Raw genomic sequence first — 21,144 nt, forward strand, 5'->3', positions numbered from 1 at the left:
GCGGTCGTGGCGCATCTTGGTAGTTTAGAAGATGATGAGCCAGTCATTCACTCTTACCGATTCCCAGTCCCTCAGCGATCTGATCGTGTTTCTCTCACGATCCGGCCGCGTTCTCGACGGTTCCGTGCGCCTCATGGCGTCCGAAGGCGTTCTCGCGGTGTACACCGCCATCTTCTATCCGCGCGGTCTGCTCGACGCGAGCCCGACCGTGCTCGGCCTGCGCACCTTCGCCCTGACCGAGCCGGTCGACCTCGACAAGGTTGTACCGGTGCGGTCGCTGCTGGAACGCCTCAAGCGCCTGGAATCCACGCCGCGCGACCTGAGCCTGCCGGTCATCGTGACCGTTCCGCTCGAGGTGAACACCGTAACCTGGGCCGGTATCTCCCCGCCAAAGGGCGGCTGGGAACCACACGGCCAGACTCCGGCTTCGCACCTGGAAGCGGCCGCACGCGAAGGCATCGACGAGGTTGCCACTGCAGTGCCGGAGGGCACCGGAGAATTGATCGTGGAACGCGTGCGCTCCGAAGTCTGGGGCCGTCAGGTGGACGGACTCGAATTCGTACCGACCGGAGCCGGTTTCGCGGCGTTCAGCCTGGGCTTTCTCGCCGATGACGAGCCGGTGCAACTGTTCGAGTCTGGGCTGTGGACCCGCCTCAGCACGAGTCGCGGCCACGTTCTGGTGCGGCGCAAGCCGTGGACGCTCAAGGCCTGACCGGTTCCACAACGGCAGCGTCGGTGGCGAGCAAGGCCGCCCAGACATCCGCGCGAGCCGGAAACGACCCCAGGTCGCGGGCGAGCAATTGCTCAGCCTGCTGAATGCGGGTGCGCACCGTGTGGCGGTGCACCCCGAGCTGCGCGGCGGCCTCACCGAAGTGTCCGTTGCACAGTAGCCACGCCCGCAGGGTAGCCAGCAACTCGGCGCTGTGTGCCTGATCGTGCGCCATCACCGGCGCGAGGGTGGCCAGGCCGACCTCGCGGGCATCCGTTCTGGCCAGCAGCGCCAACACACCCTGCCGGGCGATAAGACTGAAATCGGTAACGCCCGGTGCGCTCTCCCGAGCCCTCGCGAGGGCCTGCTGGGCCTGATCGAGGGCACGGGGTAGTTGGCGGTAGGCGGTCGGCTCCGAGAGACCGGCGTGCAGCTCGAACAGCGCGCACAGCTGTGCGAGGATGCCGTGGGCCGCGCGGTCGAGACACAGCACCACGGTGTCGTTCTGCCGGGCGAAGAACAGCTGCCCGGGGGAATCGTCGACGCGCAGTTCCAGGTACTCGGTGATCGCATCCCGGCGCACGGCCGGCACATCGACGACGGCGACCAGCACCGGTGGCTCCGGGAGTGCGCCCCACATCTGTTTGGAGATCTGGTTGACCAGGGAGTGGTCACCAGCGAGCAGGGTGTTCAGCAGTCCGGAGCGCAGCAGGCCCTGGGCACGATCGAGAGCGTTGTTCTGCTCGAGGGCCAGGCCGGCCAAGGCAATCACGCTCGTCACGACCTCGGTGCTGGCCTGGTCGAGGGCGAGCGCGCCGCCCAGGGCAAGCACACCGCGCAGGTGGTCGTGACCGCCGAGTGTCTGCAGGGTGAGGGTCTCGCCGCCGGCGTCAACGGTGCTGCTGGAACGCTGGCCGTGGGCAAGCAGGCGCCGAGCTTCCTGCTGCACGGTGGCGAGCGCCTCGGGGGCTGTGGCGAACGTGGAGCGGGGAAACACCCGATCGAGGGTTCCGCTCGCGTCGAACAGAGCAACCCAGTGGCCGAGCTGGGCGGACAGCTCGGCGAGCGTGGCACTCAAGCCGTCTGGACGCAGCGCGGCGAGCGCAATGGCGCGCTGGGCCTTGAGCGCCCAGGTGGCGCGTGCATATCGATCCTCGGCCACGAGGTCGCCGGCCGCCCGGGCCACGGCGATGAACGGGGTGCGATAGGGCACCTCGAATAACGGCAGCCCGAGCGCGCGGCAGGCAGCGATCAGCCCGTCCGGCGTGCCGTATTGAACGACTTCGGTGCCGAAGCCGAGCGCCGTGATGCCCAGGTCTCGCAGGCGCTGTACGTAGGGGCGGTAGTCGGCATCCGCCGCCGGGTAGCTGCCGAACTGGGTGCCGGTCGTCAGTAGTACCTGGTTGGCGGAGAGAAACGGTGTCGGATCGATCAGGTCGGAGCTGTGCACCCATTCGACCGTGCGGTCGAGCCGTGCCGCGCGCGCGATCGGGGCGGCAGCTGCCGGGCTGGACGTAGCCGGGTCGGGCGCGGTCTCGTCAGTGTCATCGAGGAGGGTGAGCCCCAGGTTCGGATCAGCAAGGAGCAGGTGCAGGGTGGGGAGCATGAGGCGACTATACAGTTCGGCGAGGAATTGCGGCGCAACTATACAGCTAGGAGATAGTGCTGGCGCTCGGTTGTGCCTAGCATTGCCGGATTGGCACCGTGGTCGCGGTACCGCCCGTCGCATCGATCGGAAATTCTCATGACACTCGTAGACACTCCTCGCCCCACCAGCACACCGCTCGGTGGCCCCACGCTGGCCCAGGAACGCAGGCTGGTCACGAGCATCCCCGGGCCGAAGTCGCGACTCTTGAGCGAACGCAAGGCCCAGGCGGTGTCTGCCGGAGTTGGCATCTCACTGCCCGTCTACGTGGTGGCGGCCGGTGGAGGCGTTCTCGTCGACGTCGACGGCAATTCACTCATCGACCTCGGGTCGGGCATCGCCGTCACCGGTGTCGGCAACAGCGCGCCGCGCGTGGTCGAGGCCGTCGCCGCCCAGCTGGCCCAGTTCACCCACACCTGCTTCACCGTGGCACCCTACGACTCCTACATCGAGGTGGCTGAAGCGCTGAACCGTCTCACCCCGGGTAATCACGCCAAGCGCAGCGTGCTGTTTAACTCTGGCGCCGAAGCGGTGGAGAACGCCGTCAAGATCGCCCGCCACTTCACCGGCAAGCAGGCCATCGTGGCCTTCGACCACGCCTATCACGGCCGCACCAACCTGACCATGGGCCTGACCGCCAAGAACCAGCCGTACAAGAACGGCTTCGGCCCCTTCGCGCCCGAGGTCTATCGGGCACCAATGTCATACCCACTGCGTGACGGCGGTCTCGATGGCGTGACGGCGGCCACCCGGGCCATCTCGCAGATCGAGAAGCAGATCGGCGCGAGCAACCTCGCCGCGATCATCATCGAACCCATCCAGGGCGAGGGCGGCTTCATCGTTCCAGCACCGGGCTTTCTGGCCACCCTGCTGGCCTGGTGCCGCGCCAACGAGGTCGTCTTCATCGCCGACGAGATCCAGACGGGTTTCGCCCGCACCGGACACATGTTCGCCTGTGAGTACGAGGGCATCGTGCCCGACCTGATCTGCACGGCCAAGGGCATTGCCGGCGGCCTGCCGCTGTCGGCCGTCACCGGCCGCGCCGACATCATGGACTCCCCGCAGGCCGGCGGCCTCGGCGGCACCTACGGCGGCAACCCGCTCGCCTGTGCTGCAGCGCTCGCCACCATCGACACCTATGAGGCCGAGCACTTGGTTGAGCGGGCCGCCGACATCGGCACGATCATGGGCGAGCGCCTCCGCGCGCTCGCCGCGGCCGACCCGCGCATCGGCGAGGTCCGCGGTCGCGGCGCCATGATGGCCATCGAACTCGTCGATCCCGCCACCGGGGAACCGGATGCCGCCCTGACCGGCCGCGTCATCGCCGCCTCCCACGCGCAGGGCGTCATCCTGCTCGGCTGCGGAACGTACGGCAACGTCATCCGCTTTCTGCCGCCGCTCAGCATTCCCGACGCCCTGCTGCTTGAGGGCCTGCAGGTTCTGGCCGAAGCCCTGGCTGCCGAATCGGCCGCAGCATGAGCGCCGTCATCGAGGGCGCCGTGCGCCGTGCCGCCGAGGCAGCACTCCTGGCGCGAGTACCCGCCCAGCTCTACATCGACGGTCAGTGGGTGAACGGCACCGGGGAGTCAATCGTGGTGACCGACCCGGCGACCGGCCTGGTGCTGAAAACCATCCAGAACGCATCCGTCGCTGACGGCGCCCGCGCGCTCGATGCGGCCGTCGCTGCCGCGGACTCCTGGGCAGCAACCCCGGCCCGGGTACGCGCCGAGATTCTGCGCCGGGCCTTCGACCTGCTGCAGGAGCGTCGCGACGACTTTGCCACGCTCATGACGCTCGAAATGGGCAAACCCATCGCCGAAGCCAACGGTGAAGTGACCTACGGCGGCGAGTTTCTGCGCTGGTTCAGCGAAGAGGCCGTGCGCATCAACGGCCGGTATGGTGCCAACCCAGAGGGCACCGGCACCATGGTCGTCACCCACCGACCGGTTGGCCCGTGCTACCTGATCACGCCGTGGAACTTTCCGCTGGCCATGGCCACCCGCAAGATTGCCCCGGCGCTCGCCGCGGGCTGCACGGTTGTGGTGAAGCCCGCCGAACTGACACCGCTGACCACCCTGCTGTTCGTGCAGCTGCTTGCGGATGCCGGCGTGCCGGCCGGTGTCGTCAATGTCATTACGACCACCCGGTCGCAGGAGGTGTCGGCCCCGATCATCGCCGACCCGCGGCTGCGCAAGCTCAGCTTCACCGGGTCGACCGTCGTCGGTCGGGCCTTGATCGCTCAGGCGGCCCAGAACGTACTGCGCACCTCGATGGAACTCGGCGGCAACGCCCCCTTCGTCGTGTTCGCCGACGCCGACCTCGAGAAGGCCGTCAACGGCGCCATGCTCGCGAAGTTCCGCAACACCGGCCAGGCCTGCACGGCGGCCAACCGGTTCATCGTGCACGCGTCGGTCGCCGAGGAATTCGGCCGCCGACTGACCGAGCGGGTGAACGCTCTCGTTCAGGGCCCAGGCATCGACCCCGCCGTGAACTTTGGACCCCTCGTAACCGAGACAGCCGTCGATAACATTGACGCCCTCGTGCAGGATGCCCTCGCGCGCGGCGCCACGTTGCTCACCGGAGGCACCCGCCCCGACGGGCCCGGCTCGTTCTACGCACCGACCGTGTTGACCGGCGTGAGCGCCGACAGTCGCATGGTGCGGGAAGAGATCTTCGGCCCGGTCGTCGGCATCACGACTTTCGAAACAGACGAAGAGGCCATTGAAATGGCAAATGACACCGAATATGGTCTGATCACCTACGTTTTTACCACTGATATCGAACGTTCACACCGTATGATCGACAGTATCGACACCGGAATGATGGGCCTGAACACCGGCCTGGTCTCCAACGCCGCGGCACCGTTCGGCGGAGTCAAACAGTCCGGTCTCGGCCGTGAGGGTGGCCTGGAAGGCATCAACGAATACCTCTCGACCAAGTACACCCTCATTCCCTCTTCTTGATCCCACCCAACACAGGAGCAACCATGACCACGATTGATCGTGACGTCGTTATTATCGGCGCCGGGGCATCCGGTCTCACCGCCGCCACCGCCCTGCAGAAAGCCGGCCTCAGTGTGGCCGTGCTGGAAGCCCGCGACCGCGTTGGCGGGCGCCTGTGGACCGACCAGATCGAGGGCGCCATGCTCGAGATCGGCGGCCAGTGGGTCTCGCCCGACCAGCTTGCCCTCAAGGACACGCTGGCCGAGCTGGGCCTCGCGACGTATCCGCGCTATCGGTCCGGGCGCAATATTTACATCAATGCTGCCGGCGTGGTTAGCCGGTTCGACGGTGACATCTTCCCGGTGCCGGCCGGCACCGAAGCCCAGATCGTCGGCTTGATCGAGAAACTCGATGCCCTCGTGGCCGAGATCAACCCGGATAGCCCGTGGGAGCATCCGCTCGCCAAGGAACTCGACGAGGTATCGTTCAGCCGCTGGCTGGAGACGCAGACTGACGACCAGGAAGCCCGCGACAACATCGGCATGTTCATTGCCGGGGCCATGCTCACCAAGCCGGCGCACGCCTTCTCGGCATTGCAGGCACTGCTCATGGCGGCCAGTGCCGGGTCATTTAGTAACCTCGTCGACGCTGACTTCATTCTCGACGAGCGTGTGGTCGGCGGGCTTCAGCAGGTGCCGCTGTTGCTGGCCGAGAAGCTCGGCGCTGACGTTTTTCTTGATTCACCGGTGCGCAGCCTGGCCTGGAACGACAGTGCTGTCACCGTCGTCGCCGACGGCATGACGGTGACCGCCCGCCACGCCATCGTGGCCGTTCCGCCGCCCCTGATCAGCCGCATCAGCTTCGAGCCGCCTTTGCCGCGACGCCAGCAACAGTTGCACCAGCACCTCTCCATGGGCTTCGTGATCAAGGTGCACGCCGTCTACGAGACCCCGTTCTGGCGTGCCGACGACCTCTCGGGCACCGCGTTCAGCCCGTATGAGCTCGTGCACGAGGCCTACGACAACACCAACTTCGAGGACCCGCGCGGCACCCTGGTGGGTTTCGTCTCCGATGAAGAAGCGGATGCCGTTTTCGCGCTGACCGCAGACGAGCGCAAGAAGCGCATCCTGGAATCCCTGTCGCACTACTACGGTGAGCAGGCCCTGCACCCAGTCGTGTACTACGAGAGCGACTGGGGTTCCGAGGAATGGACCCGTGGCGCCTACGCCGCAAGCTTCGACATGGGCGGACTGGCCCGGTACGGCGCCGAATTGCGCAGCCCCGTTGGTCCGATCTCGTTCTCGTGCAGCGACATGGCCGGCAAGGGCTACCAGCACGTTGACGGTGCCATTCGGGTCGGTCAAGAGTCCGCTGCGGCGATCATCGCTTTGCGCGTCCGGGCCATCGCGTGAGGTTTCTGGTCGGTTATACCGCCACCCCGGCGGGCGCGGATGCCCTCGCCCTCGGTGTGCGCCTCGCCCGCGCGCCCGGCGCCGAACTCGACATCGTGCTCGTGCTCAACGCGGGGGAGCGCGCGACGCTCACCCCCACGGACCCCGGCTACGACCGACTGCTGCTCGAAACCGCCGAGGGTTGGCTGGCCGAAGCGCTGGCTCTGGTGCCCGCCGGTATTTACGTGCACACCCACCTCGAACACGCCGACTCCTTCACCCAGGGACCGCTCAAGTCGGCCGAACGGCTGCAGGCGAACCTGATCGTGGTCGGTGCTGCCACCCATGGACTGCTCGGGCGCTTCGCGATCGGCAGTGTCGCTGGCGGTCTGCTGCATTCCTCCCACGTTCCCGTCGCGTTGGCTCCGGAAGGCAGCCGCGTGATGGGCACCGACGAACCGATTGGCCGCGTCACCTGCGCGGTGGGTACCAAGCCGGGAGCTGACGGGCTGCTGACGGCCGGCATCCGCTTGGCGCGCACAGTGGATGCCCCGCTACGGCTGGTCTCCCTCGTCGCGATCGACCGCCCCGGCGCCGACGCCCAGACCATCGAGCTGGCCGCCGACCATGCCCAGGCTGTGCTCGACTACGCCACCGAACACCTGATGGACGGGCTCGAGGTCACCGCGAGCGTCGCCTCCGGCGGCAGCATCGAGCATGCCGTGCGCGGCCTGCACTGGGACCCGGCCGAGGTCTGCATCGTCGGTTCCAGCCGGCTGGCGCAACCTCATCGCCTCTTTTTGGGTTCGATCGCGGCCAAAATGCTGCGTGAACTGCCGGTACCGCTCATCGTGGTGCCGCGAGATTTCACTGCGTTGCCTGACTACACCGTGACGGTGGGGAAGTAAAAAAACATGACACTAGAAATCAACGTCAGCGAAGCCGTTGAGACGCCGACGGGGGGAATCTCCAAGAAAGGCCTGAGCGCCGGCTCCGTCGGTCTGGTCGGGGCCGTCGTCATCGGGATCTCCTGCATTGCCCCGGCCTACACGCTCACCGGAGCCCTCGGCCCAACGGTTGCCGAGGTCGGTTTACAACTGCCAGCGATCTTCGTGGCCGGATTCATTCCCATGCTGCTGGTGGCCCTCGGCTACCGAGAACTGAACAAGGCCATGCCAGACAGCGGCACGAGCTTCACCTGGGCGACCAGGGCATTCGGCCCGTGGATCGGCTGGATGTCCGGCTGGGGGCTCATCGCCGCCACCGTCGTCGTGCTGAGCAACCTCGCCGGCATCGCGGTCGACTTCTTCTACCTGATGCTCTCGCAGATCTTCGGCAACAGCGCCGAGATTGCAGGCCTCGCCGGCAATCCGTGGATCAACGTCGGCACCTGTCTGGTCTTCATCTTCGCCGCCACCTGGATCAGCTACCGCGACATGCAGACTACCCAGAAAGTGCAGTACTGGCTGGTCGGGTTTCAGCTGATCGTGCTGGTGGGCTTCGGCATTATGGCCTTCGTGCACATTGCCAGCGGAACAGCCTTCGACCCGACACCGGTCTCGCTGTCCTGGTTCAACCCCTTCGCGGTCACCTCGTTCTCCGCTTTCGCGGCCGGACTCAGCCTGTCCATCTTCATCTTCTGGGGCTGGGACGTGACGCTGACCATGTCGGAGGAGACCAAGGGCTCCCGCTCGACTCCCGGCCGGGCTGCGACCCTCACCGTCATCATCGTCATGGTGCTCTACCTGTTCGTCGCCATAGCGGCCGTCTCCTTCGCCGGCGTGGGCGGCGTGGGTGTTGGTCTCGGCAACCCGGAGATTCAGGGCAACGTGTTCTTCGCCCTGGCCGGCCCAGCGCTCGGCCCGTTCGCGATTCTCATGTCGATCGCTGTGCTCTCCAGCTCGGCTGCCTCGCTGCAGTCCACGTTCGTCTCACCGGCCCGCACCCTGCTCGCAATGGGGCACTACGGCGCCCTGCCGCCGGCCTACGCCAAGGTGAGCCCGCGATTCTTTACCCCCGGGTATGCCACCATCGCCTCGGCGGTCGTCGCTGCCGGTTTCTACACAATCATGCGTTTCGTCAGCGAAGACGTGCTCTGGGACACCATCACCACCCTCGGCATGATGATCTGCTTCTACTACGGATTGACCGCGTTCGCCTGCGTCTGGTATTTTCGCCGCCAATGGTTCGCCACCGTGCGGAACGCCTTCTTCACCCTCGTGTTTCCCCTGATTGGCGGCATTATTCTGACGGTGCTGTTCTGCACGACCCTGATCGACAGCATGGACCCGAACTATGGCAGCGGCTCCGAGATCTTTGGGTTGGGTCTGGTGTTCGTGCTCGGCATGGCGATTCTGCTGATCGGCGTGGTCATCATGCTGGTGCAGTCCAAGGTGCGTCCGGCCTTCTTCCGCGGCGAGACGCTCACTCTGGCTGCACCGCGGTTCGGCGAGCACGAGGAGTAGGTGAGTTGCGGCATCCGCTTTGTGAAAGCGGATGCCGCAGCCGTCACGTGTGTGCCGCTCAGCATCGAGCGGTGCTCTGTCTGCGGTTAGGCTTCGGTAATGCCAACACTGTTGCACCTTGACTCGTCTGCAGACCTCATGACCTCGCGATCGCGCGCGATTACCGCAACCTTCGCCGACACCTGGCGCAGTCTCGGCAGCGACCATACCGTCGTTCACCGCGATCTGCACCGCGAGCCGTTGCCCCACCTGACGGATGCCGCGCTGCACTTTCCGCCCCACCTCCGCCCGGAGGGCGCGAACCCCAGCGCGGAGCAGGAAGCGCTGCAGCAGCTGCTCATTGCGGAACTCGTCGCGGCCGATGTGCTGCTGATCGGCGTTCCGCTGTACAACTACTCGATGCCGTCGACGTTGAAAGCGTGGATCGATTACATCCACGTGCCGGCGGTGACTACCCCGTTTGACGATCCCGCCAGTCAGCAGCCGCTGGCCGGTCGCCCGGCCGTGCTCGTGTCGACCCGCGGTGGCGTCTACGACGCGGGAACCCCTACGGAGTTCGACGACCACGCGCTTCCCGCGCTGACCCTCATACTGGCGAACGCCCTGGGGATGACCGTCGAAACCATAGTGGCGACCCGCACGCTCAAGGATCGGTTCAGTGCCCCCGCCGACGAGATCGCGAAGCAACACGCGGAGTTGGCTGCGGCGCACGAAACCGCAGCCAGAGCCGCCCGTCGCCTCGGCTGACGCGCGCAATGGAAATCACTCTGGTACCGCTCAGTTCTCCGCGCGACCGGGATGCGCTGGTTCGCTTTCTCACGGAGAACGAGTTTCCGTTTCATGTGGGTAATCGGCTGACGGTACGGGACGCAGAGGAGCGGATCGACAGCGGGCGATTTGATGGTCCAGATCATGCGGGCTTCTGGATTGATGTCGGTGCGCTCGGACGCATCGGCTACACGGTGCTGGACGATCTGGCCGACAACGCCCTACTTTTTGATTTGCGCCTGGCGTCACAGCATCGGGGGCAAGGGTTTGGTGCCCCGATCCTGAGGGCGTTGACGAAGTATGTGTTCACGAACATTCCCGAGGCAAACCGGTTCGAAGGCAACACTCGAGCGGACAACATCGCGATGCGGAAATCGTTCCGTCGTGCCGGGTTCATTCAAGAGGCCTGCTACCGAGACGGATGGCCCGTCCCCGGCGGCGCCCCGATGACCTCCGTCGCGTATGCGATTTTGCGTCGCGATTGGGAATCTGGGTCGACCACGCCGCTTGAGTGGGATGATCGCGTCGGACTCTGAATAGGAGAGCGGCGGGATCCGCTTTTCACTGACTGGCTCGGACGCATTCGTGACAAAGAATCGCTTGTTTCTTCGATAGTTCACATGTCACACCAAAACGGTGCGGCGTTGAGTCGCGAGTGATTACCTAAGTAAAGTCTCGTGGAAGCGACAGTGCCGTCGACGAATTTAGACCAGTCAGTCGAGTTTGTTCTCGAAAATATACCTGAACATATCTCGCTTTTGTGTTCGATTCGGGGTAGAATTGGTGTGAAGGAGGCAATGGCGCCCATGTTCATGGAAAACCCCAGCGAGGCCAGTTCGAACCCCGTCATTGTGGCGGTGGAGCAGGCGCGGGACGCGTTATTGGCGGCGTTGCGTGGGATATCGTTCGGGGCGCTGGGTGATGAAGAATCGCTGAGTATGTTGCTCGCTCTGGAGAGTATCGGCCGGGTTGTTGATGGTGCCCGGGTGCTCTCGACGACGGATGTGCTGCGTCGTTCCGAATACCTGGATGCGTCCGTCGGCACGGCTGCCGAGGCAATGACCGCCGATCAGCGCGGGCTGGCAGCCGAAGGCGCGGTATCCCTCGCCCGCAGACTGGGCTGTCGCAGCGGTGTTGTGCTGGTCTCCACGCTGGCCCGCCTGTCACGAAACGAAGTGCGGCAGCGCGCGTCGCTCGGCAAGAATGCGGGTGAGCGGATGCTGCTGGGCCGGCCCCTCGCCCCGACCTATCCCGTCGTGGGGGAGGCGTTGCAGGGTGGCGAGCTGGGTGTGGAGCAGGCCCGCGTAATTGTGTCCGTGCTCGATGGGCTGCGTTCCTCGGTGCTGGTCGGTGACCTGGATCGGGTGGAGCGCTCCCTGGTAGCGAGCGGGTCCGGCGCCATCACCCCGGAAACCGAGGGCCTGCCGGGCGTCGGAATAGCCTTCGCGCCGGAGTTGTTGCGGCAGCAGGGCCTCGCGTGGCAGGCGCGCCTCGCGCCCGACGGGCCAGCCCCCGGCGAGGCCACCGCCGAACGGCGCAGCTGGTTCGCCTTTGGTGGGCTGGCGAACGGCGGCTACAGCCTGAACGGCTGGCTGACCACCCTCGACCGCGCCATCATAGGCAACGTGTTCGACGCGTACCTCTCATCGGCTGCGGTGAACCCGGTTCCCGGGGCTGCCCCGCGCGCCGAGGTCGCGTTCCGCCCGTCCGAGCCCTGCGCCGACGAAGCCGAACCCTCCGCCGACGAGGCCGAGGACACAACCTCCGACGGCAACTCGGCTGACAGCCGCACGAGCGACAGCACCGAATCTGGCGCCGAAGTTGAGCCCGACCTTGAGGCTGATGAGGGGCTTGAGGCCGACCGGCTCTCCGCGCTGGGACCGTGCCCGCAGGAACCGGGCGACACGCGGTCGATCGGTGAGAAGCAAGCCGGAATCCTCCGCGCCGTATTCGAAGCGGCCGCGCGGCAGCCGGGCACCCCGACGATGGGCGGCGCGGCACCGACGGTGCTCGTGCACATCCACATAAACGACCTTCTCGCCGGGCGCGGTGCGGGCTGGATCGACGGTGTCGATGGTCCCCTCACCGTCAAACAAGTCGATGAGCTGATCTGTGCCGGCGGCTACCAACCCATACTGTTCGGACACAACGGCAAAATTCTGCACCTCGGCAAGAGCAATCGATTCTTCAACGCCCAGCAGCGCCGAGCGTTGACCGCCCGTGACGGTGGCTGCGTGATCCCCGGCTGTACCGTGCCCCCGCAATTTACGCAGGTTCACCACGTCGTTCCCTGGCGTGCCGGCGGCCTCACCGACATCGAAAACGCCGTGTTGATCTGCAATGCCGGGCATGCGAGCATCGACACATCCGGCTGGGATATCGATATGAGAGACGGACGCCCCTGGGTCCGCGGCCCACTCATCCTTGACCCCACGCAAACGTGGCGGCCCGGCGGCCAAAACCGCGCGGCCAGTCCCGCCGAGAAGCCCAACTGGCAAAAGTAGCGCCTCCGTCGCGATCCGAGCCAGGCAGGCGCGGACAGATTAATTTGTCATCAGGGGCCCGGGCAGTCGCGGATACTCTCTGCGCTCAGGGCGAAACCAACATTTTTTGAGTGGCAGTTGCGCTTGACTGAGTGCCATGACTCGCACACTGATTCTTGGCGGCACGGGCTAGCTCGGTCGCGAGATCGCCGAACAGTTGGTGGCGAACGGCGACGACGTAACGTGCCTGGCTCGAGGCGAGTCAGGAGCTATTCCCAGTGGCGTGACGTTTATTCGATCCGACCGACGAACACCCGATGCTTATGTCCTGGTCGCAGGCATCGCCTGGGACGAAATTATCGAGCTCGCCTACGAGGCTGACCTAGTCACCGGGGCGCTCGAGGCTCTGGCCGATAGCGCGCAGCACTGGACACTGGTCTCCTCCGTCTCCGTGTACGCCAGCAACGCTGAACCGGGAGCTGATGAAGAAGCCGTTGTCGTCGAGGCAGTCGACTTTGATGACTACGCGCAGGCCAAGGTCGCCGCTGAGCGCGTCACCACTGAAGCAGTCGGCGACCGCCTACTCATCGCCAGACCGGGACTTATCGTTGGGCCGGGCGACACGAGCGACCGGTTCAGCTACTGGGTCTCGCGACTGGCCCTGGCGTCGCACGAAGCTGTACTCCTGCCGGAGGTTCGAGATCGTTCTGTGCAAATCATCGATGTTCGTGACCTGGCCGCGTGGCTAATCGGTGCCGGACATCGAGGCCTCACCGGAATTTACAACGCCGTTGGCAGCCAACGCGATCTCTCCAGCGTTCTGCTGGCGGCCGCCCAAGTGGCCGGCCATACAGGCAATCTCATCTCGGTCGATGATGAATGGCTGATCGAACACAACGTCAACTATTGGTCCGGACGTCGTTCGCTGCCGTTGTGGCTTCCCCGAAGTGACTCCGCATTTGCGCAACGCAGCCGAGACCGATTCGTTGCCGCTGGAGGAACCGAGCGAAACCTGCACGAGATCCTTGAGGACGTTCTTGCTGACGAACGAAGACGCGGACTCAACCGGGCGCGCAGATCAGGCCTCACTCGAGACGAAGAGAACTTTCTTCTGGATAAAATTGCCGGGCAGCTAGCGAGTGTCTCGGGCTGCGCTGGTGATCAGCCGTCACGCGGTCAACTGGAAACTGGGCGCCGCACCAGTCGATAGACGAGGTAGGCCAGAGCGGCGAGACTGACGATCCCGATTGCCCACGCCCCGGGGACTCCCAGGAGTGGTCCGCTGCTTCAGGTGCTGACCGCCCCCGACTCGGCGGTGTAGTCCGTGCACTCGCCCGAGCGAGTGCCCAGAAGCACGACATTGACGGCAATGATCAGCAGGCCTGCGACCACCCATCGAAACTTCGGTTCGGTCGTGCGCGACGTTGTGGACATGTCGAAAGACTAGGCCGCACACAACGCGCCCGGTCGCAGTTGCCACCGACCGTAATCGAAACGTGCGTGAGAGGTAGTCGCCCTTGAGCTCGCCGAGCTCGGATCTTTGCGCCGACGCCGTGCGGTGATGACTGAATCTCCGACGGCGCGAGATAGGGAAGACTACGAGGTAGACGAATATCGAAGTTATCTAATGGGGCAGAAAATCATTCTCAAGAATCCAACAAACACGTTCATTGGCCTCAGCCTCGCTGGCCTATTCACTCTTGGGCTTGCAGGCTGCGCGGCCGCGCCGGTCGGCGATTCGGCAGCGGAACCAACGGTGATTTCGTCCAGCGAAACCGAGGTAGAAATCGGCTGCTCGATGGCGAGCCCGGGTGATTATGGCGACGTGATACCCCTTGAGGACGTGATCGACGAATACGGCACGTACTGTCACGTCACCATTGACCCCGACTCGGACGCTCTTGTCTACGATGCGTCCAAGGTCGATCTGGAATCACTGGCTGAATTCGGCTTCACAGAAAAACAGGCTGAGATGGCCCAGCAGAACGCGGTGAGATTTGTTGTTGAAGAGGCTCTCGACTCACCTATGTTGGATAGCAAAGATCCCGAGGCGGTGAGCACGTGGGCACAGACGAACGAAAGTCTATTTTCTGGTGATTGGGACGTGGCCGCGACTACCGGAATTGTCTACACAGGCACTCTTCCCGTTCTCATTCGTGATGGCAGCCCTCGAGCAGCCGAGACGACGACTGCCGTGGAGAAGGTTTATGCGGTAGAACACACAACTAGACCGGGGGCAGGAGTTGTTGTCGTTCAGACGAATAGTATTGCAAAGTTTCGGATGTCTGATGAGATGGCGATAGAGTTCTCCCTGTTCGATGATGCTACGGCCACCAGGGAGTCAGTCCTCGCGCAAAATCCAAGTCTCAATGATGGTATTGAAAACGTTCTCGCCGTAGATGTCACCTATAAACTTGGATTCAATTCACTGGGCCAAATAAGTGGAGTCAGTTTTGTTTATCAGACGGCTCCAAAAATCGTCAATAATAGCTGAGCCTATTCTCTGCTTAGCCGTGTTTGACTCGGCGGTGAGGGCAAAGGTGGGGCTAGCTACTTGCTCCTACAGGACGTGTGCCGGGCACTGCGGGTCCAACGCATTGCCCTCATTGCTGACGGAGATACGCGCACAGAAGCGTGCAGGTCGATGACCGTGCCGACGCGGTACACATCGCCTAACGGGAGATTTGCTGCAGGGCCCAGGAGTTTCCGTCGGGGTCGCTGAAGAAGGCATACCGCACGCCGCCACCCATGTCGCTGACGTCGGTCACGGCAACTCCGTTTTCGATGAGGGTTGCACGGGCAGCCTCGACATCGTCGACGACCAAATGAAGGTTCTGTACCGGTGCGGCGTGGGGGTCGCTGAATCCCACTCCGATGGCGATGGAGCAGGCCGATCCCGGCGGCGTTAGTTGCACGACCCGCATGCCATTGCCCGGTTCCACGTCGTGATCCAGGCGAAAGCCCAAACGATCGACGTAAAAGGCCTTGCTGCGGTCGACGTCCGTCGAGGGCAGCGGAACCAGTTCAAGTCGCATGTCCATGGTGCACTCCTTCGTGCCGCAGGCAGGTACCTGCACGAGAGTCAAGCATGCCACGGCACGGCGACGCTCAGGCATCCGTTTGAAACGCCTAGGAGTTGATCTGCGCACCCTAGACCGGTCGATCTCGAACCCACGGAATAGAACAGCATGAGACATTGCAGGCGTTCAGGTGGCGCACGTCCATCCACCGAAAGACCTCACCCGGTGAATCCCACGATTGGACGACGGCGGCACCGGCCAGGCGGCCCTCGACCGCTACGTCGCGATGACCCGGGCCGCGCAGCAGCTGGTGATCCTGACGACCCCCAGTGAAGGAGCTAGGCCTGCGAGAACAGAAAACTCGGCGCGACGATTTTGGTGATACTGCTTGATCCCTGATCGGATTGGCCAATGACGCCGTAGGCCATTTCGAGCCCGGGATCGACGACGATGCCGGGGAATGACGTGGGTAGGTCGAGCGCCACCGAGCGCACGCCGAACGCATCGTCGACGTGCACGCGGTTCGAATCCTGGCCTTCAGCGGCAACGTCAAATGCGTCTCCGACGCTTGTGCCGTCAACCGAGGCGATGGCGAGGCCACCGGCTGTTGAGGCCGCCGTGGCTTGAACACTGAATGCGGGCAGGTATTGGTTGGCTTCATCGGTGGACGGTCGCTCGCTTTGGTAACGGTTCACCACGATGTCGAACCCGCCCCACGACGTCCCATCCATCTCGGGGTAGTGATTCGAGCCATCCTGATGATGAGTGGCTTCTGGCTCACCGAGAAGGTCGATGGCGGCCGCGACGGCTTCGTCACCGTTCTCCAAATATCGGAGTGAGAGCAGCACGTTTCCGCCGTCATCCACGACGTCGGTGGTCTCAGCTCCGATGAGGATGCGGGAGGGCTCTGCTGCCGCGGCCGCTGTTTTGGACGCTGCCGGTTCGGCGGTCGGTGGTGCTTGGGGTGATGCGGCGGAGCAGGCCGACAAAGTCCAGGCCAGAGCAAGCATGGCGATGACAGCAGACGATTTACGGATAAGAGCCCCCAGAACAGACGAGGTGAACAACTCCGCTTCACCCACGCGCCACCCTATCGTGCTTGTGACCCGCGTACACTGTTGGAGTGAACGTGCTGAATGGATTTCACCGTGCGGACCGGGCATTTTTTGCCCGTGAGGTGCTCGAACTCGCACCCGAAGTTCTCGGTTGCATCCTGCAACGCACGGATGACGCTGGCACTGTGGCCATTCGACTAACCGAGGTCGAGGCCTATGCGGGTGAACGTGACCCCGGCGCACACTCCTATCGGGGTATGACGAATCGGAATAAGACCATGTTCGGCCCCGCCGGGCATCTCTACTGCTACTTCACGTACGGAATGCACCACGCGCTGAACCTCGTCGCCGGGCAACCAGGCCAGCCCTACGGTTGTCTCATCAGAGCAGGAGACGTGCTGCACGGAGCCGAGATCGCCCGCAGTCGTCGAGAAAGCAAGCCACGAAAGCTTCCCCTTCTCGATCGGAGTTTGGCGCGAGGTCCCGGTTGCCTTGCCCAAAGTCTTGGGGCAACCCTGGCTAACGATGGTGATGATCTTTTCGGCGGACAGTGGTCCTTTTTCGTCCCCGATGACGGGGTGGTCGTGCCGCATCTGACCGGACCACGCGTGGGCGTCAGCGGGCCCGGCGGCAGTGCGACGAACTTCCCTTGGCGATTCTGGCTAGAGGATGAAGCGTCGGTTTCGGCCTACAAACCGGGCCGCCCGTAATCTGACCTGGCCGTCAGGTGAGCGAAAACATCAGGACGACCGTGGCAGCGACGGACACCGCGGCACGCGCGGAGTTCGCCGGGGACCAGCTCCGGTCGAAGGCCTGCCAGGCGGCCGACGCATCCGTCGATGCGGGGTCGACCCGCACGAGGGCGTTGTTCAATGGAACATTGCGTACCACGGTGATTACGACGGCGGCCAGGGCGAGCACCGCTCCAACGATGCGCGTCGTTCCGTTCGGCGTTTCCGAAACGAGTTGCAGCACGATCACCGCAACGGATGCCGCGGCGCCGCCAAAAAAGACTGTCATGAACGGCACCCGAACCGCGCTCACATTGATGCGTTGCATTGCGGACACTGCGGCCGCAGCGGGAAGCGTGCGAAAGGCGGGCAGGACCAAGAAGGAGAAGGCGAGGTAGACGCCTCCCGTCAGGCCTGCCCCTACTGCTGCCGCGATAGTCAGGGCGACTTCGACCGTGCTCATCGGAGCCGACTTTCGAGGCGTGGTAAGCGGCGCGCGCCGGTACCTCTGGCGCGCGTGACGGCATCCGTTTTGGTCATCACCCCAGTAAACCGCACGCGGCCCCGCGATGAACGTTCGGCAGGTACGGACGGGCCATGAGCCTGGCATCGGGGCAATAAGATCAAGGGTCGAACGGGGCGAGCATGCGTGTACTGCCGGGCAGGGTGCTGTCGGTCCTCACTGTGCCTGGCCTTCGTGCCCCCAGACGACCGTGGCCCTGGGCGACCGGAGTCGGCCTCGCCGCGGTAATCATCTCGCTGGCCGGGTCGTGGATCCCGTCGTACTGGAGCGACGAGGTCGCGACGCTGCGTGCAGCCCGACTGAGCTGGGGCGACCTGTTCGCCTTCCTCCAGCATAAGGATGCCGTGCACACGACCTACTACTCGGTCATGAAGCTGTGGATAGGCGTATTCGGGGAGTCAGAGCTGGCGACCAGGTCGCTCTCCGCACTGGCCGTCGGCGTTGCTGCGGCCGGATTGGTGGTTCTGGTCGCATCTCGAGACGTGCTCCGCACGGGCGTCGTGGCCGGCATCATTTTTTCAGTACTGCCGCGCACGACGTACCTGGGCATCGAGTCGCGGTCATTCGCGTTGAGCGCCGCGGTCGCGGTCTGGGCCACGGTCATCCTGCTGATCGCGGCCCGGCGAAGAACCTGGCCCTGGTGGACGGCCTACGCCGCCGCCAGCGCAGTGGCAACTTACGTGTTCCTCGATTCTGTGCTGCTGCTCGCTGCGCACGGCCTCTTTTTGCTGCTGCGCCCTCGACTGCGGATGCTGTGGGTCGCCTGGCTGATCGCGGCCGGCGGCGCCGTGGTGGCGTGCATTCCCGTGATCGTCATCAGCGTGCAGCAGAAGGAGCAGATTGCCTGGCTGGCCGACCAGCCGGTCGTTAACGCCTGGACCATTCTGGTCGAGCCTGTCTTTGACAGTTCGTGGCTGGTGGCGGCGATGGCGTGGGTCGCCATTATTGTGCTGATCGTGCGACATCGGCCTCGCACCGACCTGGTTAGCCTCGGCGCGGCCTGGGCTGTCGTGCCGCCGATCCTGCTGCTGGCAGCGGATGCCGCGATCGGCCCGCTCTACGCTGCCCGTTACCTCTCATTTACCGTGCCCGGTGTGGCCATCCTGTTGGCGGTGGCCGTCACGCGCTGGCCGCGAAGAATCGTGATGTTGGCACTGATCGGCGCACTCGTTCTGGCTGGCCTGCCGACCTATCTGGGCCAACGCACACCGATCGCCAAGAACGGCGGCAGCGACCTCGCGCAGATTGCCGACTACATTCGTGCCGAGGCCGCGCGCGGCGATGCCATCTACCTGCAAGACACGGGAAGCGTGACCCTTCGCCCTCGTCAGGCGCTCTACGCCTACCCGGATGCCTTCCGTCACGTCGTCGACGTTGCGTTCGAAGCTCCATTCACCGCGACCGGCACCTTTTCCGACCAAACCACGGCCTTCGACCGGATTCAGCCGGAGCTGGCGGATGTCGATCGAATCTGGGTCGTGCTGGGGGGAGCATCCGTTTCTAACGCTGAGGCGGTACTGCAGCCCGCCGGATTTGCTGAGGTCAGCTCGCACGCCACGAATCGCTCCGTCATCGCCCTGTACGAGCGGCACTAGCGGCAGGGGCTACTTGGCGGCGAGCAGACGCTCGACGCGCGGCTTGACCTCGGTGGCCAGCAGGCTGAGAGACTCGAGCAGGTGTTCTTGGGGGAGCCCGCCGAAGTCGCCCTGCAGAAAATGGCGCATGTGGCCCAGGTGCCCGTGCAGGTCAACGATTCGCTGGGCGACCTCGTCGGGATCGCCGACGAAATAGGCGCTCGGCGCGTCGACCTGCGCGAGAAAATCGCGTCGCTCTGGCGCGGGCCAGCCGCGCAGCCGGCCCATCTCCACATTGAGCCTGACCCACCCCGGGTACATTCGGTCGATCGCTTCCTGCTTCGTGGGCGCGACCAGCCCCAGGGTAGCCACCGACACCTTGATGTTCTCGCCCGTGTGCCCGGCCTGCGCCGCCGACTGCCGGTACAGGTTTGCGAGCGGTGCGAACCGGTGCGGCTGCCCGCCGATGATGCCGTAGGAGAGGGGAAGGCCCAGGCGCCCGGCGCGAGCCGACGACGGTGCACTGCCGCCGGTGGCGATCCAGATGGGGAGCGACCCGGTTACCGGACGTGGCACCACGGCCAGGTCGCCGATCGGCGAACGCGTGCGGCCCGACCAGGTCACGTGCTCGGTCGAGCTGTTGTTCAGCGTCAGCAGCAGGTCGAGCTTCTGCGCGTACAGCTCGTCGTAGTCGTTCAGGTCGTGCCCAAACAGCGGAAAGGTCTCGACCGAGGAGCCGCGGCCGGCGGTGATCTCGATGCGACCGCCGCCGGAGATGGCGTCCGCGGTGGCGAACTGCTGGAACACCCGCACCGGGTCATCCGTTGAGATGATGCTGGCCGCGCTGCCGAGTGTGATCTGCGTCGTCGCGGCTGCGGCGGCCGCGATCAAGGCGCCGGGCGAGGACGCCGGCATCGACACGGTGTGGTGTTCCCCGACGCCGAAATAGTCGAGACCCACCCGGTCGGCGTGCACGATGGCGTCGAACAGGTTCTTGATCGCCTCCGCGGTGGAGCGCGGGCTGTCGTCTGGGCCCAGCTGAGTGTCGCCGAAGCTGTAGGCGCCGATTTGCAAGGTGTTCTCCATCTGGGGGGTTAGGCGGCGTCCGCGAGTGGGCGGGCCTTCTCGATCAGGGCGCGAAGCTGGTTCGCGGTGTGGCTTCCGGTGAAAATCTCGGTGGCCGGCTGAAAAGCGCGGCCGGCGGCGAGCGGTCCGGCATCGACGGCGTCGTAACCGAGGCGGTCGATGAAGTTCGTTACGAACGCCTTCGCGGCGGCGTCATCACCGGCGAGGGCGAGGGCACGACGAGTCGGCATGCCGGCAGCTTTATCGTCTTCTTCGAGTTCGTGATACCCGATGTGATTGAGCGATTTCACGACCCGGGCTCCCGGCAGAAAATCTTCGACGACCTCGCTCGTGGTGCGCGGATCGCTCTCGAAATCATCGAACACCCCGTCGACCGGTGCCCAGTAGTTCATCGCATCGATGACGATGCGGCCGGCCAGCGCGTGCGTGTTGAGCGTGCGGTACTTGTGCAGGGGAATGGCCAGCACCACCAGATCGGATGCTGCGGCCACGCTGGATTCCACCGCCACCGCTCCCGGGGTCACAATATCGACCAGCAGGGCGTTGTCGGCCGCGGGTTGGCTGGTCGCGATGCGCACCCGATACCCGGCTTTGAGCGCCTGCCGGGCCAGCGCTGTACCCACCCGCCCGGCGCCCAGAATGCCGATGCTGGTGTCGTGGTGATTGCTCATGCGCTGCTCCCGTCGAAATGTGCTGCTTTACAGATCATATGTCGCAAAGAATATCTATGCAACCGCATGGTTTGGGATAGG

General features: G+C 64.6%; 20 protein-coding genes. 13 read left to right on the forward strand and 7 right to left on the reverse strand.

What is annotated here, in order from left to right:
• The first annotated feature begins 34 nt into the window (after positions 1-34).
• The gene (locus CJ028_RS17795) at positions 35-712 is read left to right on the forward strand and encodes a DUF8185 domain-containing protein (protein ID WP_105036541.1); all 678 of its coding nucleotides are present in this window, start codon (positions 35-37) and stop codon (positions 710-712) included.
• Here the strand turns inward: CJ028_RS17795 and CJ028_RS17800 are convergent.
• Positions 702-2,315, reverse strand: a complete 1,614-nt coding sequence (locus tag CJ028_RS17800) for a PucR family transcriptional regulator (protein WP_161499022.1) — start codon at positions 2,313-2,315, stop codon at positions 702-704. The genes CJ028_RS17795 and CJ028_RS17800 overlap by 11 nt on opposite strands.
• A 138-nt stretch (positions 2,316-2,453) precedes the next feature.
• Here CJ028_RS17800 and gabT point away from each other — a divergent pair, with 138 nt between their 5' ends.
• The 9 genes from gabT to CJ028_RS17845 all read left to right on the forward strand — a co-directional run bounded on the left by gabT (position 2,454) and on the right by CJ028_RS17845 (position 13,613).
• Positions 2,454-3,833 carry a 4-aminobutyrate--2-oxoglutarate transaminase gene (gene gabT / locus CJ028_RS17805; protein ID WP_105036543.1) on the forward strand — a complete coding sequence of 460 codons (1,380 nt, stop codon included), beginning with the start codon at positions 2,454-2,456 and terminating at the stop codon, positions 3,831-3,833.
• On the forward strand, positions 3,830-5,317 hold the full coding sequence (locus tag CJ028_RS17810) for an NAD-dependent succinate-semialdehyde dehydrogenase (protein WP_105036544.1): 1,488 nt from the start codon (positions 3,830-3,832) through the stop codon (positions 5,315-5,317). Before gabT ends, CJ028_RS17810 begins: the two co-directional genes overlap by 4 nt.
• Before the next feature lie 23 nt (positions 5,318-5,340).
• A complete protein-coding gene (locus CJ028_RS17815; RefSeq protein WP_105036545.1) occupies positions 5,341-6,708 on the forward strand; it encodes a flavin monoamine oxidase family protein in 1,368 nt (455 codons plus the stop codon).
• Entirely contained in the window at positions 6,705-7,595 is an 891-nt protein-coding gene (locus CJ028_RS17820) for a universal stress protein (RefSeq protein WP_105036546.1), read from the forward strand. The genes CJ028_RS17815 and CJ028_RS17820 overlap by 4 nt, the downstream gene beginning before the upstream one ends.
• A gap of 6 nt (positions 7,596-7,601) precedes the next feature.
• Positions 7,602-9,152 carry an APC family permease gene (locus tag CJ028_RS17825; protein WP_105036547.1) on the forward strand — a complete coding sequence of 517 codons (1,551 nt, stop codon included), beginning with the start codon at positions 7,602-7,604 and terminating at the stop codon, positions 9,150-9,152.
• 99 nt (positions 9,153-9,251) lie between these two features.
• A complete protein-coding gene (locus tag CJ028_RS17830; RefSeq protein ID WP_105036548.1) occupies positions 9,252-9,899 on the forward strand; it encodes an FMN-dependent NADH-azoreductase in 648 nt (215 codons plus the stop codon).
• A gap of 8 nt (positions 9,900-9,907) precedes the next feature.
• Positions 9,908-10,456, forward strand: a complete 549-nt coding sequence (locus CJ028_RS17835; protein ID WP_105036549.1) for a GNAT family N-acetyltransferase — start codon at positions 9,908-9,910, stop codon at positions 10,454-10,456.
• Between the two features lie 261 nt (positions 10,457-10,717).
• Complete coding sequence (locus tag CJ028_RS17840; RefSeq protein WP_105036550.1) at positions 10,718-12,424, forward strand: HNH endonuclease signature motif containing protein; 1,707 nt, start codon at positions 10,718-10,720, stop codon at positions 12,422-12,424.
• 184 nt (positions 12,425-12,608) lie between these two features.
• Positions 12,609-13,613, forward strand: a complete 1,005-nt coding sequence (locus CJ028_RS17845; protein ID WP_338064153.1) for an NAD-dependent epimerase/dehydratase family protein — start codon at positions 12,609-12,611, stop codon at positions 13,611-13,613.
• A 77-nt stretch (positions 13,614-13,690) separates the two neighbouring features.
• Here CJ028_RS17845 and CJ028_RS21035 read toward each other — a convergent pair whose 3' ends face one another.
• Entirely contained in the window at positions 13,691-13,837 is a 147-nt protein-coding gene (locus tag CJ028_RS21035; protein WP_161499023.1) for a hypothetical protein, read from the reverse strand.
• 127 nt (positions 13,838-13,964) lie between these two features.
• Between CJ028_RS21035 and CJ028_RS17850 the strand changes: the two genes are divergently transcribed.
• Positions 13,965-14,897 (forward strand): hypothetical protein, encoded by a 933-nt coding sequence (locus CJ028_RS17850; RefSeq protein WP_129590537.1) that lies wholly within the window; start codon positions 13,965-13,967, stop codon positions 14,895-14,897.
• Between the two features lie 178 nt (positions 14,898-15,075).
• Here CJ028_RS17850 and CJ028_RS17855 read toward each other — a convergent pair whose 3' ends face one another.
• Both CJ028_RS17855 and CJ028_RS17860 read right to left on the reverse strand, forming a co-directional pair.
• Positions 15,076-15,444: a VOC family protein gene (locus CJ028_RS17855; RefSeq protein WP_105036552.1), complete on the reverse strand. Its 369-nt coding sequence runs from the start codon at positions 15,442-15,444 to the stop codon at positions 15,076-15,078.
• A gap of 317 nt (positions 15,445-15,761) precedes the next feature.
• Positions 15,762-16,505, reverse strand: a complete 744-nt coding sequence (locus tag CJ028_RS17860; protein WP_105036553.1) for a hypothetical protein — start codon at positions 16,503-16,505, stop codon at positions 15,762-15,764.
• 41 nt (positions 16,506-16,546) lie between these two features.
• On the opposite strand from CJ028_RS17860, the gene CJ028_RS17865 reads away from it, so the two are divergent.
• The gene (locus CJ028_RS17865; RefSeq protein ID WP_240607402.1) at positions 16,547-17,188 is read left to right on the forward strand and encodes a DNA-3-methyladenine glycosylase; all 642 of its coding nucleotides are present in this window, start codon (positions 16,547-16,549) and stop codon (positions 17,186-17,188) included.
• Positions 17,189-17,201: 13 nt separating this feature from the next.
• Here CJ028_RS17865 and CJ028_RS17870 read toward each other — a convergent pair whose 3' ends face one another.
• Positions 17,202-17,672: an anthrone oxygenase family protein gene (locus CJ028_RS17870; protein ID WP_240607404.1), complete on the reverse strand. Its 471-nt coding sequence runs from the start codon at positions 17,670-17,672 to the stop codon at positions 17,202-17,204.
• A 182-nt stretch (positions 17,673-17,854) separates the two neighbouring features.
• Between CJ028_RS17870 and CJ028_RS17875 the strand changes: the two genes are divergently transcribed.
• Positions 17,855-19,327, forward strand: coding sequence for a glycosyltransferase family 39 protein (locus CJ028_RS17875; RefSeq protein ID WP_105036554.1), 1,473 nt, complete (start codon positions 17,855-17,857; stop codon positions 19,325-19,327).
• Between the two features lie 9 nt (positions 19,328-19,336).
• On the opposite strand, the gene CJ028_RS17880 is transcribed toward CJ028_RS17875, so the two are convergent.
• Positions 19,337-20,392, reverse strand: coding sequence for an LLM class flavin-dependent oxidoreductase (locus CJ028_RS17880; protein ID WP_240607405.1), 1,056 nt, complete (start codon positions 20,390-20,392; stop codon positions 19,337-19,339).
• Between the two features lie 8 nt (positions 20,393-20,400).
• Positions 20,401-21,063: an NADPH-dependent F420 reductase gene (locus CJ028_RS17885; protein ID WP_105036555.1), complete on the reverse strand. Its 663-nt coding sequence runs from the start codon at positions 21,061-21,063 to the stop codon at positions 20,401-20,403.
• Positions 21,064-21,144: the final 81 nt, after the last annotated feature.

Source organism: Cryobacterium aureum (assembly GCF_002954245.1).
GTDB lineage: Bacteria > Actinomycetota > Actinomycetes > Actinomycetales > Microbacteriaceae > Cryobacterium > Cryobacterium aureum.

Bases quoted from the DNA above. Each gene is read 5' to 3' on its own strand.
- CJ028_RS17795 (WP_105036541.1), top strand. From the start codon at position 35: ATGAGCCAGTCATTCACTCTTACCGATTCCCAGTCCCTCAGCGATCTG.
- CJ028_RS17800 (WP_161499022.1), bottom strand. From the start codon at position 2,315: ATGCTCCCCACCCTGCACCTGCTCCTTGCTGATCCGAACCTGGGGCTC.
- gabT (WP_105036543.1), top strand. From the start codon at position 2,454: ATGACACTCGTAGACACTCCTCGCCCCACCAGCACACCGCTCGGTGGC.
- CJ028_RS17810 (WP_105036544.1), top strand. From the start codon at position 3,830: ATGAGCGCCGTCATCGAGGGCGCCGTGCGCCGTGCCGCCGAGGCAGCA.
- CJ028_RS17815 (WP_105036545.1), top strand. From the start codon at position 5,341: ATGACCACGATTGATCGTGACGTCGTTATTATCGGCGCCGGGGCATCC.
- CJ028_RS17825 (WP_105036547.1), top strand. From the start codon at position 7,602: ATGACACTAGAAATCAACGTCAGCGAAGCCGTTGAGACGCCGACGGGG.
- CJ028_RS17830 (WP_105036548.1), top strand. From the start codon at position 9,252: ATGCCAACACTGTTGCACCTTGACTCGTCTGCAGACCTCATGACCTCG.
- CJ028_RS17835 (WP_105036549.1), top strand. From the start codon at position 9,908: ATGGAAATCACTCTGGTACCGCTCAGTTCTCCGCGCGACCGGGATGCG.
- CJ028_RS17840 (WP_105036550.1), top strand. From the start codon at position 10,718: ATGGCGCCCATGTTCATGGAAAACCCCAGCGAGGCCAGTTCGAACCCC.
- CJ028_RS21035 (WP_161499023.1), bottom strand. From the start codon at position 13,837: ATGTCCACAACGTCGCGCACGACCGAACCGAAGTTTCGATGGGTGGTC.
- CJ028_RS17850 (WP_129590537.1), top strand. From the start codon at position 13,965: ATGACTGAATCTCCGACGGCGCGAGATAGGGAAGACTACGAGGTAGAC.
- CJ028_RS17855 (WP_105036552.1), bottom strand. From the start codon at position 15,444: ATGGACATGCGACTTGAACTGGTTCCGCTGCCCTCGACGGACGTCGAC.
- CJ028_RS17870 (WP_240607404.1), bottom strand. From the start codon at position 17,672: ATGAGCACGGTCGAAGTCGCCCTGACTATCGCGGCAGCAGTAGGGGCA.
- CJ028_RS17875 (WP_105036554.1), top strand. From the start codon at position 17,855: ATGCGTGTACTGCCGGGCAGGGTGCTGTCGGTCCTCACTGTGCCTGGC.
- CJ028_RS17880 (WP_240607405.1), bottom strand. From the start codon at position 20,392: ATGGAGAACACCTTGCAAATCGGCGCCTACAGCTTCGGCGACACTCAG.
- CJ028_RS17885 (WP_105036555.1), bottom strand. From the start codon at position 21,063: ATGAGCAATCACCACGACACCAGCATCGGCATTCTGGGCGCCGGGCGG.